At 56.1% G+C, this 17,486-nt stretch carries 17 protein-coding genes; 6 read left to right on the top strand and 11 right to left on the bottom strand.

All coding sequences use genetic code 11. The annotated features are described in order from the left end of the window. Positions 1-219 precede the first annotated feature (219 nt). Together VLM75_04255 and VLM75_04250 are read right to left on the bottom strand one after the other, a co-directional pair. Positions 220-1,173: a diacylglycerol kinase family protein gene (locus VLM75_04255; GenBank protein HSV96131.1), complete on the bottom strand. Its 954-nt coding sequence runs from the start codon at positions 1,171-1,173 to the stop codon at positions 220-222. A gap of 150 nt (positions 1,174-1,323) precedes the next feature. Further along, the gene (locus VLM75_04250) at positions 1,324-1,548 is read right to left on the bottom strand and encodes an amphi-Trp domain-containing protein (protein HSV96130.1); all 225 of its coding nucleotides are present in this window, start codon (positions 1,546-1,548) and stop codon (positions 1,324-1,326) included. Positions 1,549-2,162: 614 nt separating this feature from the next. Between VLM75_04250 and VLM75_04245 the strand changes: the two genes are divergently transcribed. Continuing rightward, on the top strand, positions 2,163-2,774 hold the full coding sequence (locus VLM75_04245; protein ID HSV96129.1) for a C39 family peptidase: 612 nt from the start codon (positions 2,163-2,165) through the stop codon (positions 2,772-2,774). After that, entirely contained in the window at positions 2,775-4,520 is a 1,746-nt protein-coding gene (locus tag VLM75_04240) for a hypothetical protein (GenBank protein HSV96128.1), read from the top strand. It abuts the gene before it with no gap. Positions 4,521-4,586: 66 nt separating this feature from the next. Here the strand turns inward: VLM75_04240 and VLM75_04235 are convergent, their stop codons facing one another. After that, positions 4,587-5,354 (bottom strand): class I SAM-dependent methyltransferase, encoded by a 768-nt coding sequence (locus VLM75_04235; protein ID HSV96127.1) that lies wholly within the window; start codon positions 5,352-5,354, stop codon positions 4,587-4,589. A 1-nt stretch (position 5,355) separates the two neighbouring features. Beyond that, positions 5,356-5,508 carry a hypothetical protein gene (locus VLM75_04230; GenBank protein ID HSV96126.1) on the bottom strand — a complete coding sequence of 51 codons (153 nt, stop codon included), beginning with the start codon at positions 5,506-5,508 and terminating at the stop codon, positions 5,356-5,358. A 317-nt stretch (positions 5,509-5,825) separates the two neighbouring features. On the opposite strand from VLM75_04230, the gene VLM75_04225 reads away from it, so the two are divergent. Genes VLM75_04225 through hgcB form a run of 3 tightly spaced genes read left to right on the top strand, consistent with a single transcriptional unit; the run spans position 5,826 to position 7,570 of the window. Next, a complete protein-coding gene (locus tag VLM75_04225) occupies positions 5,826-6,122 on the top strand; it encodes an HgcAB-associated protein (GenBank protein HSV96125.1) in 297 nt (98 codons plus the stop codon). 60 nt (positions 6,123-6,182) lie between these two features. Beyond that, on the top strand, positions 6,183-7,283 hold the full coding sequence (gene hgcA / locus VLM75_04220; GenBank protein ID HSV96124.1) for a mercury methylation corrinoid protein HgcA: 1,101 nt from the start codon (positions 6,183-6,185) through the stop codon (positions 7,281-7,283). Beyond that, positions 7,280-7,570, top strand: coding sequence for a mercury methylation ferredoxin HgcB (gene hgcB / locus VLM75_04215; GenBank protein HSV96123.1), 291 nt, complete (start codon positions 7,280-7,282; stop codon positions 7,568-7,570). The genes hgcA and hgcB overlap by 4 nt, the downstream gene beginning before the upstream one ends. A gap of 236 nt (positions 7,571-7,806) precedes the next feature. On the opposite strand, the gene VLM75_04210 is transcribed toward hgcB, so the two are convergent. From VLM75_04210 to hisD, 6 genes are all read right to left on the bottom strand, one after another. Further along, positions 7,807-8,604: an inositol monophosphatase family protein gene (locus VLM75_04210; GenBank protein HSV96122.1), complete on the bottom strand. Its 798-nt coding sequence runs from the start codon at positions 8,602-8,604 to the stop codon at positions 7,807-7,809. Further along, on the bottom strand, positions 8,604-10,073 hold the full coding sequence (locus tag VLM75_04205; GenBank protein ID HSV96121.1) for a hypothetical protein: 1,470 nt from the start codon (positions 10,071-10,073) through the stop codon (positions 8,604-8,606). Before VLM75_04205 ends, VLM75_04210 begins: the two co-directional genes overlap by 1 nt. Before the next feature lie 326 nt (positions 10,074-10,399). After that, the gene (locus VLM75_04200) at positions 10,400-12,541 is read right to left on the bottom strand and encodes a hypothetical protein (GenBank protein ID HSV96120.1); all 2,142 of its coding nucleotides are present in this window, start codon (positions 12,539-12,541) and stop codon (positions 10,400-10,402) included. A 10-nt stretch (positions 12,542-12,551) separates the two neighbouring features. Then, entirely contained in the window at positions 12,552-13,271 is a 720-nt protein-coding gene (locus tag VLM75_04195) for a hypothetical protein (GenBank protein HSV96119.1), read from the bottom strand. 102 nt (positions 13,272-13,373) lie between these two features. Then, positions 13,374-14,465 (bottom strand): hypothetical protein, encoded by a 1,092-nt coding sequence (locus VLM75_04190; GenBank protein HSV96118.1) that lies wholly within the window; start codon positions 14,463-14,465, stop codon positions 13,374-13,376. Between the two features lie 152 nt (positions 14,466-14,617). Then, positions 14,618-15,919, bottom strand: a complete 1,302-nt coding sequence (hisD, locus tag VLM75_04185) for a histidinol dehydrogenase (GenBank protein HSV96117.1) — start codon at positions 15,917-15,919, stop codon at positions 14,618-14,620. 273 nt (positions 15,920-16,192) lie between these two features. Here hisD and VLM75_04180 point away from each other — a divergent pair, with 273 nt between their 5' ends. Beyond that, positions 16,193-16,474, top strand: a complete 282-nt coding sequence (locus tag VLM75_04180; GenBank protein HSV96116.1) for a hypothetical protein — start codon at positions 16,193-16,195, stop codon at positions 16,472-16,474. Between the two features lie 72 nt (positions 16,475-16,546). Here VLM75_04180 and VLM75_04175 read toward each other — a convergent pair whose 3' ends face one another. Continuing rightward, positions 16,547-17,389, bottom strand: a complete 843-nt coding sequence (locus VLM75_04175) for an amidohydrolase family protein (GenBank protein HSV96115.1) — start codon at positions 17,387-17,389, stop codon at positions 16,547-16,549. Positions 17,390-17,486: the final 97 nt, after the last annotated feature.

Below are 17,486 nucleotides of genomic sequence, written 5' to 3'. Positions count from 1 at the left end.
CCCGACTGACCGCGGAATTCCGTTCACCCGAAAACCGCCCGTAGTGTGCCGGGACGGGGTGGCGCCACCCTGGGCTTACTGAAAAAGTCGCAAGTCCCCGAAAAATTAACTGTCACACGGACTCACTATGCTATGCGTGCATGGAAAGGGGCCGAATACTGGAAAACCCCCCCGCACTCGAAACAGATGAACGAAGGTAACTTTCATTGGTGGTTCCCTTCACTCATGGATGCTTTGTTTCTCCGCCTTCCCGAAAAAATGCTTTCCCGCTGGGTTGTAGATGATATTGATCGCCCCGGGGAGCGCGCGGATGTCGAACTTCGAGTTGAAATAAAGTTCGCCGTCCAGGTGCGCCGGCACCTCCGACGCGAACTCTATGGTGAGCCGGTCAGTGCGTAAAAAACGGACCACGCTATCTTGTAGATGGGTGCCCCTTATCACATGGATCAGTTCCTTTATCCTTCCCGGCAGCGATAGTTCGTGGATCATGCAGACGTCCAGAAGCCCGTCGTCGGCCAGTGCCTCGGGGGTGAGATACAACCCGCCGGCGAGCCTCCTGCCGTTGGCGATGGTGTTGAGGAACGATTTCATGGGCCGGACAGTACCTTCCGTCGTGAGCGACATGGTGATTTCCCTGTATAAAACCAGCGTCTTGAGGATGTGCCACATGTACTTCGTCTTGTCGCCGCCCTTCACCTTCTCGTGCTTCTTGCTGTTGTAGTTTTCCCAGGCCACCTGCGCGTCGAAGCCCAGCCCCATGCCGTTGATGAAGTGCATGTCGTTGCATTGGCCGACGTCCATGCGCGCCGTGGGGCAGGCGAAGAAAGTGTCCCATTCAGCGTCGGTGAGCCTCTCGGAAAAGCCGGTGATGGCGATGAAGTCGTTGCCGGTCCCCGAGGGCACGGCGCCGAAGGTCACGTTCTTTTTTCCTATTAGGCCGTGGACCGTCTCGCTGAAGGTCCCGTCGCCGCCCACGGCGACCACGTGGGTGAATCCCCGCTTCGCGAAGTCCGCCGCCAGCGTCGTAGCATGGCCCTTGCCCGTGGTAAAGGCCGTCTCGGCGGTGATGCCACGTCTGCGGATCATCTCCGTCACCGTAGACGCGTATCGTCTCGTCTTGCCGCCCCCGGCAATAGGGTTAATGATGAAGGCCCACTTATTATTCTTTTTCATCGACTTTCCTCATTTGATGCCACACCGCCGGCCATTGTGGTATCCGCACTGCGGCACCCTAATATCTGCTGGAGCTGGAGCGTGCTCGATAATAAAATGAAAAGGCAAAAAAGCCCCGTGACAGGGACCTCTTAAACTTCAGTCCGTTCATTACTCGTTTGACCACTTTATTTGAAACTCAATTTCTTCCTGGCCTTTCTCTCTTTCGTGCTCGATATTGTAAGTTGCACGAACGGGAACGTATATTCTTTTACCCGCAATTTGAATTTCAAACTGCTCACCTTTTTCGAGCGAATCTGCAAGACGGCGAAGTTTTGAAATAAAATCTGATATTGGATAACTTTTCTCTACATCCCTTTCTGTCCCTTTTCTCATATTATCCCCCCTTTCATTTCAACATACCGTGTTACGGCTGCACAAAAAAAGTAATGCCACATAACCGGTTATTAGACAGTATCAGTACTGTAGCATGGATTTTTTGTCCGGTCAAGCAAGGAAATACATAGGAAATTACATTTTCCTGCCGGAAAAAGCTCCGGTACATTGCACTATCTATCGGAGGTCCCCTTTGGAGATGATTATTATCGGTTTTTTTACAATGCGCCCGGGAAACAGGTTCCCGTGATGCAATGGAATCCCCGGTACATCGATGAAGGCGCGGGCGGTCAATAATTATTTGACTTTCCGTACGGCTCCCTCAATCTGTATGCAAGGACTCTGCTTCATACTCCGTTCCGGCAACCATTGTAATGAATTATTTCGCCACGCCTTGTCGTTCTTTTGGCGGTGGAAAATCAGGAATAAGGGGAATCATGCTTACGCTACGTGTCGTTAACGCTCTTGTCATCATGACTCAACTGGCGCAGACTTCTGGGTGTGCAAATGAATCCGAAAAGATTCGCGGGTTCCACCCCTGCACCCGGGACAGGCCCGAATATACCCATCAAATGGAAACAATCCGCGGGTCCGTTCCTCGCCCCGGTGGGGCGGTGGAGAAAAAAGGAGCGGCATATCGCGTACTGAATGTTCCCGTAATACACCAGATGCCCCGCTATCCGACCGGATGTGAGGCGGTGGCGATGACCATGCTTCTCCAGTGGGCGGGTAAATCCATAACCGTGGACCAGGTGATAGCGCATATGCCCAGGGGCCCCAAGCCCCAATGGAAAGACGGCGTACTGCATGCTCCCGACCCGAGGGAAGCATTTGTAGGGAACCCCTACGACGATAGAGGGAGTTTCGGCATATATCATCAGCCCCTGTTGCGCATGCTCGAGCTCTTTTTCCCCGGGCGGGCGGTCAATCTGACCGATGAACCGTGGGAAAAGATCGAGGCCCACCTGGCGGGTGGGGTTCCGGTGGTGATCTGGGGAACGATTAAAATGCTGCCCATGAAACCGACCCTTACCTGGAAGACGCCAGCGGGTGATTCCTTTCAGTGGCGCGGGAATGAGCACGCCATGACCATGGTGGGATTCGACGATACCCATGTTTTCGTGAACGACCCCTATACGGGCAGGCTGGAAATCTACAGAAAGGAACTCTTCATAGACCGGTGGAGGTCAATGTTTTCGCAGGCCATCAGCATACGGATACGATAGATGCCGCCGCCCGGCCGATATGACGCGACCGCCATGTTCCGCCGGCATGCACGCATCGCGAACAGAGCGCGCGCCATAATCGTTGCGCTCGTTCTTCTCTGCGCCATGCTTCTTCTCACGCGTATGATCATTTTCGACCTCGAGCCCTCTTTCACGGGGCCGGAGGATTATCACGCGGACCTGAAGGACGAGAGGGGCTCCCCGGCCGCCATGAAGGCTCTTTTCGGCTCTCATTCAAGGGCCGAGATACTGCTCAAGAAGCTGGCCGCGGGAAGCGCGGACACGATTTCCATCACCTTTCCCGACGGCAGCGCGATCCGCGGCACGAAGGACGGCCGCATCGAACTCCGCTACTCCCGCGACGGCGGCGCCGTCTGGTTGAGCGATCATGCCGATTTTTCCCGGCTCCTGGACGGTGCCTCTCGAAACGGCGGCTTCCGTTCTTACGGTAACATTCGAAAAGCCGGGACACTTGAGGAGTTCCTCGATGAAAACGTGCGGGCCTATTATGATCGATTCTCCGGCGGCAACCACCGGGCCGCCAACATACGAGGCGGCGGTCAGTTCAGATACCAGCGCATACGCCAGGTCCTGGCCGCGCCTTCCGAGCCTCACATGGTGGATCGCACCAGCCAGGTCCGCGGCTTTGAATGTTTTTTTTCATCCATGTGCCATGTGTATAAATCAATCGGCCTGATCGTGCCCGATTACACCCGAGAGGAAATCGAGAACCGGTATACAAGCATTTTCGATGACCGGCTGATGGGCAGATACCGCAGGGCCGCCACCGAGCGGGACTACATCATCCCTCGGAGGCTCATTCCGCTCATCAGGGGAAAAGCGTCATCCGATCCCGCGTCCACCATGGAAAACATCCTCCATATCGCCATGGGGCTTCGCGCAACCAACTGGGCCAAGTTGACCGGCATGTCCGGCGCAGAATTCCGTATCCTCATCGAACCGGATGTCTATAAAGCACGGTCGATGGTGGAACGGGGGTATGTCCCCCAGGTGGGGCTGATCGAGGGCTTCAGATGGCACTACGTCGCGCCGGTGGATATTCATTCAATGGAAACCAAGACGATCGTGATCATGGACGACTCATGGTTCGATAAAAAGACCCTGGTTTATACGCGGAAGAATTTCACTGATTTCAGGTTCATCATCGCACGGGGCGTCGATTCGGCCGCGCCGCCGGGCCAGGCGGCGGACGGTGCCGTGACGGGGAGCGATCCGGCCATGGCGCCACTCCGGGTATCCCGCGACTATGTGCCGTTCATCAATATCTACTGGCTTCCCACGGACAGCCGTTTTTTGAATTTCAACACCCACCTCATCACGGATGTCGCTCCCCTGGGCATGCTCGGCGCGATCGAGTCCCTCGACCTCTCGAACAACCCGCTGGAAGAGATAGGCCCCCTCTCGCGGTTGGAAAAAATGAAGGACCTCAACCTGCGCCGCACTCTGGTGAAGGACCTCGCCCCGTTGAAGGGCCTGCCCGGTCTGGAGGTATTGAACATCAGGCATACTCCGGTTGAGGATCTCGCCCCGCTCCCAAAGTCCCTGAAAAAAATATACCTTGACTCCTCCATTCAAGAGGGTGTGATTCAGAAGTTCAGGAAGTCCCGCCCCGGCTGCGAAATTCATTACTGCGACGCCTACATCGACACCAACCGGAGAAAGGGCCCCCTTGACCAACGATGGCTCAAAACAACAAGAGGCCTCGACCCCGAAACCATGCACTAATTACCGGCATCTCCCTCCCGAGAAAAGCAGCCTCCCCCCGCGAAAAAGCACAGGAACAAGGGGGATTTAAAATTTATTACTTCGCACCACGAAAAACTCGTAAGCATAGTAGTCCGAATATCGCCGGTGCATCTCGGGCTCCTGTGCCAGATGGTCAAGGACGCCGAGAGACTCGGTATCACCGGCGTACTTTACGCGCAGATCCTCTATGCGTCGTTCCATCGGCGTGTAGAAGTCGTCCCACCAAGCCTCGTCTTGAATGGTAAAGTGATCGATGAGCGAACTTCCGATTCTCTCGATTGTCGCAATAACATCAGAAACCCTACCCATTGTCGGGTAGTCCAGGTCAAAGCTCGCCTTGACCTCGGGCGGCGGGTTCTCTTTGCGCCACACAGCTTCGGTGAAAGCTATATAACCGCCGGGACGCAGCAGCCTGCAACAAACTCGCAGAGCGTTCTCAATGCCGATGTTGTAAAGCGCTCCTTCGGACCAGATAAGGTCGAAGCTTCCAGGCGGAAACTCCGGGTTCGCCATGTCGCCGATCACGGGCCGGACGCGCTCGGCGAGTCCTCGTTTGGCCACAGTCGCGCGCAGCCGCTCAATGCATGGGGCGTGGCTGTCGATGGCAACGATACTGCCTTGTGTGAGCTCAGCGAGGTGGATTGTCTGTCCACCGACGCCGCAGCCAAGGTCGAGCACCGAGGGTACGGGAGGCAGGTCGCGGCAAAGTTTAAAAGCTTTCTCTGCGTGCTTGCGGTTGCCTGGGCCTTGTCGTGGCAAACCCTCATAGAGCTCGAAGAATATCTCCCAAAATCGTGGCGTTGGCCCGCTCATGTCATGTTCCCTTGCCAGAAGCGAGTATCAGTCCGCGAAACACTTCGTGCCCGGTGTTGGTGTACGAACCGTGCTCGAAGGAAACGGCCATCGGTGTAAACCCGGCTGCCGCCATCAGCTCCAGCCAGACGGATATGGAGAACAGCCTCATCACGTGTCGGTCATGGAGAACCTCGACGGCGCCACTCTCATTGAATTTTGGATACCGGATTAGTCGAATCGGTATTATTCAATCAAAGGAAATAAATCGTAATTCAACCCTGATTTGTCAGTACCCCTCGCATACGTAGAAGTGTTGTCAATAAGTATTATTTTTATTATCCATTGCAATGACAAAATCCCGGTCCCAGCCTCGCCAGACCTCCCGCCTACGTAAAAAAAAGATTGACAGAATTAACAGACCCGCGTATACATCTGATTATTCTGAATATACTGATATTTCATGATATTCAAAACACCTCGGAGGCGGGTATGACGGCAGGGAAAGAGAAAATCAGCGGGGCACGGTCCGCGACGCCCGCCGGGTGTTGTCGGGTGGAATCGCTTCTCTGCGTGGACGAGAGAGGACAGATGGTTCTTCCAAAAGAGATACGAGAACGGGCGGGGATACGACCCGGCGACAAGCTGGCGGTGATAAGCTGGGAGAAAAACGGCGAGGTATGCTGCATCTCACTCATCAAGGCGAATGAGCTGACCGGCATGGTCAAAGACTTTCTCGGGCCCATGATGAGTGATCTGGGGCGGGATACCGCGGGGGAAAAAGGATAATATTTTAATGTGAACAGGTGGTTACGATACTATTCCATATGGAATATACAGGGAACAAAAATGAAGATAATCAACAGTGTAAACATCAACAGCTGCTGTACACCGGCCAACAGCGCCCTGAAGCCTGTTGCGGTTTGCGGCGTGGACAGACCTGCCGCCATCCCCATTACAGGCGAGTGGACCTTGCGTGACCATATCGGGCAGATACGCTCGAGGATCGGCGCGTTTCGCATGGAGTACCGTATCGATCCTGGATTGTATGCGCAGGGAAACCCCGGACGGAATTCGGATGTGTTCGTCAGCGCGAATTACAAGCTGAGTTTCGACATCCTCCGACGGGAGCTGAAGGGAATGAGTGCCTGGATACTGGTTCTGGACACGGCGGGTATCAATGTCTGGTGTGCGGCGGGGAAGGGGAGCTTCGGTACTGCAGAGCTTATTAAACGGATTCACCTGCACGGCCTTGAGAAAGTGGTAGAGCACCGAAACGTGATAGTACCGCAGCTTGGAGCGCCGGGGCTGGAGGCCCATGTTGTTGCGCGGTCCACGGGTTTTCATGTTATTTTCGGCCCGGTGGCGGCCCGTGACGTCCCGGCATTCGTGGCGGCCGGCTACAAAGCCTCGCCCGAAATGAGAAGGGTGCGCTTCTCCTGGCGCGACCGACTGGTTCTCACTCCCATGGAAATCAACCCCGCGATGAGACGGTTTCCGGTCATCGCCCTGGGAATCCTCGTAATTTTCGGGTTAAAGCCGGAAGGCGTACTGTTCCGCGACGCGTTCGAGGCCGGGCTTCCTTTTGTGCTGCTTCTGCTCGCGTCCGTTTTCTCGGGCTCTTTCATCACGCCGGTGCTTCTTCCATTGATTCCCTTCAGGTCCTTTGCGCTAAAGGGCCTGATTACTGGTGTGCTTGTGGTGATTCTCGTGACCGCGCTGGCGGGAACGGATATATGGCAAAACGGCGCGCTCACCGCTTTTACTTTCCTTTTCTTTCCGGCACTGAGCTCGTATCTGGCGCTCCAGTTTACCGGGGCCTCCACCTATACCGGTATGTCCGGAGTTAAAAAGGAGCTGAAGCTGTCAATACCTCTCTATATAAGCGCGGTGTCGGTGTCGGTGATCATGCTCGCGGTGTACAAGCTTAAGGAATGGAGTATTATATGAAATACCTGAAAAACGTGGCCAGCCTTGTTTATGAGGCGGAAAAGTGCACCGGCTGCGGTCGGTGCGTTGAAGTGTGCCCCCACGGTGTCTTCGTCATGAGAGACAAACGGGCCGGGATTACCGACGCGGATTTCTGTATGGAGTGCGGCGCCTGCGATCGGAACTGCCGTTTCGGGGCCATCAAGGTGAATTCGGGGGTCGGCTGCGCGGCCGCGATCATAGGGGGCATGCTCACCGGCGGAGAACCCGTATGCGGATGCGATGGTAAGAGCGGCCCATCCTGCTGATGACCGGATTGCGACCGTCACGTTTACCGAATAACGTTACAATGAAGCCGGTCCAGTGCATCCGCCATTTATTCCTGTAAAGCGAAAACCGGTCCAGGCCTGGCCGGCAGGGTTTTTTTCTGACGGTTGTTATGTATGAAATTAATCCGACATTCGATACTCGAGTATGTTTTCAAAACGAATGGTTAGTATAACCGTTCCAAACTTGCCGGCATGGCTGGCAGGTAAGTGTATATTTAATCATATACCCCCGCAAGAAGATCGATAAAAAGCGGATGCAGTATCGGGTTGGCGGCGAGCACCTCGGGAAATTTGATATCGTACCGCCCGCCATCAAACCTGGTCACCACCCCGCCTGCCTCCTCCACGATGAGGCAACCCGCTGCGATGTCCCAGGGGCTCACCTTCATCTCCCAGTAGGCGTCGAAGCGCCCCGCGGCCACGTAACAGAGGTCCAGCGCCGCCGAACCAAAGCGTCTGATGCATTGTACGCGCGGAAGGACACGGTTGAACTGTACAAGATTGTTTTTATCGGAGATATTTTTATCGTAGGGAAAGCCGGTGGCTACAAGCGAGCGCGAAAGATCGTCCGATTCCGTGACACGAAGGACCTCTTCGTTGAGAAAGGCCCCGCCGCCGGCGAGCGCGCCGAAAAGCTCCCCCCTGCACGGATCATACACGATACCGACGGCCATGCGGTTAGCTCGCTTTGAATACACGCCGATCGATACCGAGAAATGGGCGACGCCGTGCGCGAAGTTCGTCGTGCCGTCGAGCGGGTCTACATACCAGAGATACTCCCCGCTTCCGTCCGCGCGGTGCCCTTCCTCGGCCACGACACCGTGGTCCGGATAGCGGTCGCGGATTCTTTCGTACAGGAAGTCCTCGGACTCGCGGTCGACGCTGGTAACCGGGTTCGAGACGCCCTTGTACGACACGGTCAACCCGGGCGAGCGGAACCCTTTTAAAAGGATTTTGCCAGCCTGGAGCGCGATCTCCCGGGCGAAATCGAGGATCGCAGTCCGTTCATCCATCAATAGACCGCGCCACCGCCGAGTTGCAGAAAAAATTCGTTTCGGTCTCCCTTGCCGCCGGTCAGCTCGAAACCGATCTTCTGGTACACGAAGAAGTAGCGGTTTATTTTTTCCTCGGCCTTCACAGAAAAGACGTGTCCGCTGGTGAAATAGCCGGGGAAGGCGTCCCCCTTGAACCAGGTCCTCGAATCCGCTCCGAACAGGCCCTGGCCGTTGGCGAAGCGGTAGGGTTCGTCGTTCGCCAGATCGAGCAGATAGAAACGCTCGGTCAGGTCAATGGTAAAGGTAAGGAATTTCTGGCGCGTGGCCTCGTCGTATTTTCCCAGGACGAGCCCAAGGCTAAGCTCGTATACACCGTAATAATTCGAAACCCTGTTCCGGTGGTCGAAGAAGTAGTAGTCCGCGGCCGATATCCTGGAATAATACCCAAGGTACTTGTCGACATCGTAGCGGTAGCTGAACTCGAAAAATCCTACGTCGAGCGTGCGTCCCTTCGAGTGCGAGGTGTCCTGGGGCAGGTAGCGTGGATATGCGGTAATCTTCGTCGTGGATTTTTCATCCCTGAATCCAAGGACCGCGCCCACCTTGATGTCATGAAGCGTGAGCGATTTGCCGAAATTGAAATTCTCTTTATAATGACTGCCCAGGACGCCCACGCCAAGGTACCACTTATCCATATGATAGAGGACCTGGAAGCGCTCCATAAAGGCGGTAACATCCGGCATGAGGGCCCCGAGGTGGGGCGTTCCCGCCAGCAGGTCAAACTCCCACGAGGGCGTCGGCATAACGCTCACGTAGAGCATGTTGGGCAGCGACACCGGAATACCGCTCGTCGTTACGTACTTAAAGTCCCCGCCGTCGAAATAATAGGCGCTGCGTAAAGTGAAATCCCACGTTGCGTACAGAATGCGCGATGGCTTCTTTTCCTCGTCCTTTTTCTCGGCCAGCTTCTTCTCCTCCGCGCGGCGGCGTTCCTCTTCCTCCTTCCTCTTGCGCTCCTCCTCGCGTTGTCTGGCCAGGAGGTCTTCCTGCTGTTTCAACAGTTTCATCTTATACGCGTCGGGAAGCCACTTGATCACCTCGGTGTTGTTCGGATCGGCCTTGATGACATACTCGCCGGCCGCCACGGCCTTGTCGTAATCGGCCGTCTTGTAATAGAGGTATCCGGCCCGTTCATACGAGGGAAGCTGTTTTGGATTGCGGCGGATCGCCTCCTCATAATTATTTATGGCGCCGGGGAAATCTCCCTTGAGCTCGCGCACCCATCCCCTGTTGTGATGGGTCTTCGCGGAGACCTGATCCTGGATCTCGATGGCCCGGTCAAACTGTTTCACCGCCTCGTCGAATTTTTTTTCACCGCTGAGCTGGACCCCCCGGCGGGTGAGCTCGGCGGGGTCGTCGGCGGAAAGGCGTGCGGCGCAAAACGCCGTTGCAAGAAGGATTACGGCCGTCAATCTCGTGATTGTCATTGTGCGCGCATCCCCGTATGTAGTTTGCCGCCGTGATATGCGGCGGCACCTTCAATCATTCATCATCGCACGATAAAATAAAGCACTTTTTGATCTGCAAAACAGGGAAGCGTTTTCCGGAAAGTGCTTCAATTGGTGAAGCGCTCTTCCCTGTACGAATTGTTCAGGAACGACATGTCGGGAATCGTGAATGCGTCGAAGCACCGGAACGCCATGTCCAGCGCCGGTTCGCGTTTTCTCCTTCCATCCCGGTCATAACGGTCGATGTCGATGCCGAAAAGCTATTCCTTTACAAGTATTTTGTAAATAAAGACATCTCGCGGGGTTTACCATATCTTGAAATCGGTTTTAAGGTCCGCTGATGTGATCACCTGCGAGTTGCGGTATTCCTCGCGGTAATCCCTGGAATAAAGATACAACCACCGGTGTTTCAGGGAAATCCCGAGAAACCTGTTCACCGAGACAAACAATGAATTCTCTATCTGGCTTCTGATATGACGGCGGCTCCTGTCGTTTCCCTGGAGCGAAAGAAAGGAATCGACCGAAAGCCCGTAATTAAAATAGCGTAGAAACGGAACCCTGGCCGACAGTATCGCCTCCAAGCCGTATTCGGGGATCTGCACCGGGTCGTGTACGCGTTTCTCGAATCCGAGACCGAATTTGGCCGAAACGAACTCGCCCGTCAGGTTCGCTCCCGCCGTCTCGCGGATCACAACGGGCCGGTAATCATCCACCACCTTGATGACGGTATCGCACTGCGACTTGTGGTAGGGTTTCACACGCTCGTGAAGGTTGTAATTGTACACGAAGGAGCCCCTCAGAAGGTTGTTCTGGTAATAATACGCGTCGTTATCGCGCGTGTAGAGCAGCGTGTACAGCATGTAGGGCGTGAACACAAACTGGTGAAGCCGGTTGTAGACGGTAATATCGACGCGGTTCTCAAGGCCCCATCGTCGGTAGGTACTGTTGGGCTGTCCGGGCGGTCTTTCGATATCGTCCCCTTTTTTAACCATCGCCTGGTCAAAAAAATTCGAGAGATAAAAATCCACGGTCGCCCTGAACCTGGAATCGAGGTGAACACAGTCGTCCCGCTGAAAGACTTTTCCTCCGCGGAAATCGTCCATCAGCATGTCGGTGATGTTCGTCCAGCTGTTCGTGTACTCGATTTCGCGCGACAAAATCTTCCCCACCCGATCGAATGACGCCTGCGGGGCGACGACCCGGTACGACCTTGAATCGACGATCGGATATCCCTGCACGGTCCTGCCGTCGGTACCGGCGACCAGAAGCGTCTCATCGGCGCCGTAGACCCTTTTAAGCTCCGCCCCGCTCAGCCGGAACGTGAACAGGAAAAAATCATGGTTCACCATTTTCAGGATGTCAGACGTTTTCACGCCGTTTCGAATCGTCACCGGAGAAATGGTGCCCGATTCGACCAGCGCCACCTCCGCATTGAAACGGTCCCTGGCCAGACACATGAGACGCCGGTCTTCCGCCCTTATTTCATTCGGGCCGGCATCCGCGACCACCCGGTCCTCCTCATCCCTGAACTTGCGCTTCCACAGCCTAAGTCGGTTCGCGAATTCCCGGTATGCCGGATCCTCGGTCTTTACCGGAAAGGGTACTTTCCTCGTAATCGAGCGGACGACGGGTTTTTCCTCGATCGAAATATTCAGAAGATAATACCCGCTTTTTTCGGTGAGGATGACGATCGAACGCCCGTCAGCCAGGTCGACCCTCCCGGCGCGCCCGGAGAAGAGTTCTCCGGTAAAATCCCCCCCGCAGATCGCAATCGATATCCATGGGTGCTCGTTCATCAGCGCCATCATGTCCCCGACGCCCAGGCCGCTGAGTGCGATTACATGCCGCACGCCCGACCGCTCGATCTCCGCATGGACCGGCCGCAGGGCCGCGGCGTCATTTGCCAGGGTCACGCCGTAGAGGTCCTGCTCCGCGATATCGAAGCGGATTTTCCGCGAAGGAATGCCCACTACCGCGACGGAATCGGCGTTCTTCACGTATGTAAAGTGCGGCGAAAAAAGCCGCTGCTTTTCGCGGATGATTCCCACCGAGAGAAGACGCGTCTTTCTGCCCTTCTGAAGGAATTCGAGGTTATCGATCCCTATGCGTAGATCGCGCGATGACAGGAGGGTTGCGTCGCAGCCCAGATAATTGAAATAGTCCATGACGACCGAGCCGAAGCTGTACTTGGACAGCGCCCCCGGATAAAAGGAGTTTCCCAGATCGAGGAAGAGGTCCGCCTTTCCCGCCCGACGTTCGGAGAGGATATTCTGCGCCAGAACCAGCATGGGATCGTTTTCATCCTGGCCCTTCTCCTCGAGCGCGAAACGCCCCTCGAGGTTGTGTGTAAGAAGCAGGCTGATGTCTCCGGCAAGGACCTGGCCGGACGAAACGCAGAGCACCGCCGCGAATGCGCATCGAACCAGCAGTGCATGGAAGTCGCTCATGGGATTTCCGTCACTGACCGGCCGGCCTGGCTGCGGCCTCTTTCTGCATCGCATCGGTTTTTTCTTTCAGATGCCGAATCTCCTGTTCCCTGTTTCTCAATTCGCGCTCCTTTGCCTCCGAGTCTTTCCACTTCTCCTCGAAGCGCTGTTCAAGCGACGCAAGGGCCGTCTTAAGCGATGCCGCCTCCGCTTCTTTGACCACGGCGAGTTTTTTCAAAGCTTCAATCTCCCGCGACAGCGCAAGCTCCCGTTTCGCATTATCGTTTCGTACCGCCTCGCGCTCCTTTGAGAACGATTCCTGGAGCTTGCGCATCTCGTCGTTCAAACCGGCGATCTCTCCGCTCAGTCTTGATTCGGTTGCCCCGTTCAGTTCCATGAGCTCGCGTATCTTCTCGGAGCTCTCTTTCGACAGCACCGCGTTCTGCTGCTGCAGGGCCTGGTGCTGGCTTTCCTTCAACGCGATGTCCTTTCGGTACCGGTCTTCGCGCGCGGCGATATCCGCCGTCAGTTTTTCCACCCTGGCGGCAAGCTGGCGGACGTCGCTTTTAAACTGCAAATTTTCGTCTTTCAATACCGCGTTCTCGCGCTCGACGAGGACAAGCCTCTTTTTAATCAGGATGTTCTCCGCGCGCAGCTGTTCGGTCCCGGGCGCAGTGCCGGTTTTGCCGGACGACGCGCACGCGCACATACCGATGCATGCAAGCACCGCAAGACCCGTACCCATTCTCATGCCGATACCCCGCTCACTCCGAATCCATAACCGCTAACGTTTTACTCAAGCCTTGACGTCTATTTGCATCCATCCGAATGATTATAGTTTCCGCCGCCAGATTTACGCGAGCGCGCGCTGAAGGTTGATGAGAAAATCCTGAACATTGGTAACGATTCCGCGGACCTCAAGGCTTCCGCGGTTCGCCAGCTTGTCCAGTGCGAATTCCGACACATCAACAATATAAAAATACACGGGGCGTACCTCCTCGCCGGATACATGATAAGAAGGAAGCATGTTGCCCGTCGCGATGGCGTGCAGCTGGGTCGCGAGCGCGATCACCGTCGTTGCGCTTCTCACCTCCCCGCGCATCGCGTCCTGGGCCCGGTACACATCGTCGATGACCTCCGGGAGCGGACCGTCGTCCCTGATGGAGCCTGCGAGCACCAGCGGGATCTGCCGCTTTATGCAGGCCCGAACGATACCGTCTTTCAGCAGGCCCTGATCGAACAGGCCCTTCATCGAACCGTGCCGCCGCACCGTGTTGATCGCATCGAGGTGATGGTAATGCCCGAGGTGGCGGTATTCCTTGGTATAGATATCCTGTCCCAGCCCAGTCCGGTACAGGGCCGCCTCGATATCATGGGTTGCCAGCGCGTTGCCGGCGAGCACTGCGTGGGCGTAGCCCGATTCTATAATGCCGGACATGGCGGAACGCGAATCGAAATCGAAGGTGAGCGCCGGTCCCAGCACCCAGACGATTTTTCCTTTGTCCCGCTCGTGCCTGAGCAGATCGTACATGCTGTCGTAGTCACGCGAGAAGGGTGTCTCGCGCGTTCGGCGGGTATGAAACGAAAACTTTTCATCCCTTGCCGCGTTATCCGCGAAACCAGCGGTATGGACGTAAATTCCGTCTTCGCCCTCCTCGCTCCGTCCGACCAGGACCTGGTCCCCCTTCCGTATTCGCCTGAGCTCCCTTACCTCGATCGAGTCGCCTTCGATCACGACCGCGCAGTCCATGCGTGAGGATGAAAGGAGCCTCCACGCGCCCTTCGCCGTCTGGACATATTCGGGATAGATGCTCGTGGCGTGATACCCATCGGGCGCGACTCCATCGGCCTCGGCCCGAATGGTACGCGCCGGCGGACAACCGGCGAAACGCTCGCCTGAAAAATCAGGAGGCCGGTAGACGGGAAGCTCAAATTGCGTTGGCATGACGATATCCGGTTTCATTGGAATGCGCACCATTTTGCCGACAAGGCACCCACAACGGGCACGGGCGGATTATAGCACGATCGCACTGTCACTGACAAACGAAAAACCTCCGGCGGACGGAACACGCCACATCGGGCGCGCCGAAATTGTCCTTAAGACTTTATAAAGCGTATCTCCACCGAACCGCCGTGCTTGTCGTCAAAGCCCTCGATGCGGGACATCGTCATCACCGGCTCGAGCGCGTCGCGGAGCGCGCCGGGAGTAAGGTGCTGGAATGTGGTTCGCCGTAAAAAAGTTTCCACCGATACCCCCGAGGAGAACCGCGCGGCTCCGCCTGTGGGCAGTATATGATTGGTGCCCGAATAGTAGTCGCCGACTGCGACCGGCGCATGTGTCCCCAGAAAGAGCGAACCCACGTTTCGGATGCGCCCCAGGTACTCGAGCGGCTGTGGAACCATTAATTCCATGTGCTCGGGAGCGTAACGGTTTGAAAACTCGATAGCCTCGTCGATCGAATCCGCCAGGATGATGACCGCCCGCTCGAGCGCCTTCTTTTTAATTTCGATGCGGCCCATACCGCGTTCGATGTCCTTTGCTATTTCAGCGACAACCCGGCGCGCGAGAGTCTCGGAAGTCGTCACCAGCACCGCGAGCGCCCGCTCTTCGTGCTCCGCCTGCGACAGCAAGTCGTACGCCACCCATGCCGGATCGGCCGATTCGTCGGCGATGATGAGTACCTCGCTCGGGCCGGCCATCGAATCGATCTGAATAATCCCCATGCTGAAGAGATAGGTCTTCGCCGCCGTCACGTAGATGTTGCCCGGCCCAACGATGATGTCGGCCTTGCGGACGCTTTCGGTTCCGAAACCGGAAGCCGCTATCCCCTGGGCGCCGCCCGACTTCAGCACGCTGCCAACGCCGATGATTTTACAGACGGCAAGCACCGCGTCCGGAATGTTTCCGGCTTTATCCGGAGGCGTGATTATCGTGATATTCTTCACCCCGGCGATCCGGGCCGGAATAGCCCCCATAAGCACCGAGGACGGGTACGACGCCTTGCCGCCCGGCACATAGAGCCCCGCACTCTCGATCGGTTCATATTGAACGCCAAGGGTCGTACCGTCCGGGCGCGCGTACATAATGTTCGTGCGCCTCTGGTGCAGGTGGAACTCCTCTATGTTTTCCTTCGCCTTCCGGAAGGCCGCGAGCGCCTTTTTATCGAAACGGGCGGAAGCCCTTTCGATCTCCTCTTCCGTCACCATCATGCCATCAAGCTTCGCGCCGTCGAAGCGCTCGGTGTACATGCGCACGGCGTCATCACCCCGTGCGCGAACGTCGTTCACGATGGGAACCACCGTGTTGATCATGATGTCGCTGAAATCCCCGCCGAAGCGGTTGAACAGGGCATCAAGCTCGTCCGTCGAAAGCTCCACAAGCCTTTTTACCGGTATCATCACGTGCACCCCGCGTCGTGTAGTAAGGTTTCCCCGCCGGGATATTCACCTGCATTTACCCGGTCGGCCTGTTATTTTTCAAGAATAATAAACCTGTTTCACGTTTGGTCGGCTCGATAAACCGCCATATGACACTATCGATCACCCTGATAAATATTCTTGACATCTCGAAAAATCTCATTCATACTGCGTCGGCAAACGGTACTACTTATAACGGCATCAGAGCCAGCCGCAGGGAGCGCCGGAGAATATTGACGAAATCCAGGAGGTATTATGAAATACGCGAAGTTATTGCTGATCGCCATTGTCGCCTTCGCTCTTGCCACCTCATGCTCTAAGTTCTCGGGCGAGATGACGCCGGAGGAATTTCTGAGGATAGACAGCGAGATATACGATACCGATCTCACTCCCGAGTCGAAGGAAGTCATCGTTAAGAAATACAATTACACCCTCAAACAGTACGAGGATTTCGCAACGAAGGTCGAGAGCGATCCCGATCTCAAGGCTAAAATCGGCGAGATCAGGCTCAAAAAGCTCCGGGGCGAACAGAAATAGCAGGACCTCCGTTTCTCCGGGCAAAGACGGCACACGCGACAGACACGGCGAGCCGATGCCGGTCTGTCGCGTTCACTTTATACCTCCAAGCAGCTTACGGGCGTTTTCTCCCATCACGGCCCGCCTCTGTATGTCGGAGAATGGCGCCGCTTCCATGGCATCGAGATAGGGCCGGTATCCGGCAAGCGGATAATCGGATCCGAAGAGTATTTTTTCCACGCCGGTAATCGAAAGCGCCGCGGGGTAGACCTCGTCCCGATAAAGAAACGGCGACGCCGCGGTATCGTAATAGACATCCGCAAACGCCTCCTTCACCTCGGGCATCAGCTCATAGAAGAGTATGCCGCCCCCCCAGTGCGCCAGAATTATTGGAAGCCCCGCCTCCGCGCCGATGGATTCATATAACATGGAAAAATCCGTCGCGTACTTGCCCGCATAGCGATGACCCAACGGCTCGTTCACGTGCACGCAGACTGGAAGCGCGGCTTTACGCGCCGCGGAGAACAGTGACGGGAGGATCCGGGCCGTTTCGGCGGTCAGGCCCGTAGAATAAAAGGCCACCTCTCCTATCCCGGCGAATCCATCGGTCCGCGCTCTCTCAACGGAGCGTGAAACGGCCCCGGCCTCCCCGACGGGAAGCCCGCAGAACGGCAGTATCCTTCCTCCGGATGCCGAGGCTGATTCGAGAAGATAGTCGTTGTGCAGCCACAGGCGGTCGGCATCGGACCAGGGAAAACCCATCACCACGGCCGCGTCGATTCCGTTTTCATCCATCGCTCGCAGAAGTCCGTCGCCGCCCACGATTCGGGATTTCACGGAACCGTATATGGCGCGAAAGTCGGCGTCGTCCAGAAAATCATCGCGGTTCCGGACAATCCGGTCGGGGAAGATGTGCGTGTGAAAGTCGATGACCATGACCGCATCCTATCCTCTTTCTCCGCAGGCGCAAGATATTTCCATCCTGGGAAGCCGGGGCATTCGAATTTTATTTGCCTTTTCCCGGCGAAACATT

This window comes from Spirochaetota bacterium, assembly GCA_035477215.1.
Lineage (GTDB): Bacteria > Spirochaetota > UBA4802 > UBA4802 > UBA5368 > MVZN01.
Note: the sequence above shows the minus strand (reverse complement) of the source record. Positions and strands in the feature narration are given on the sequence as shown.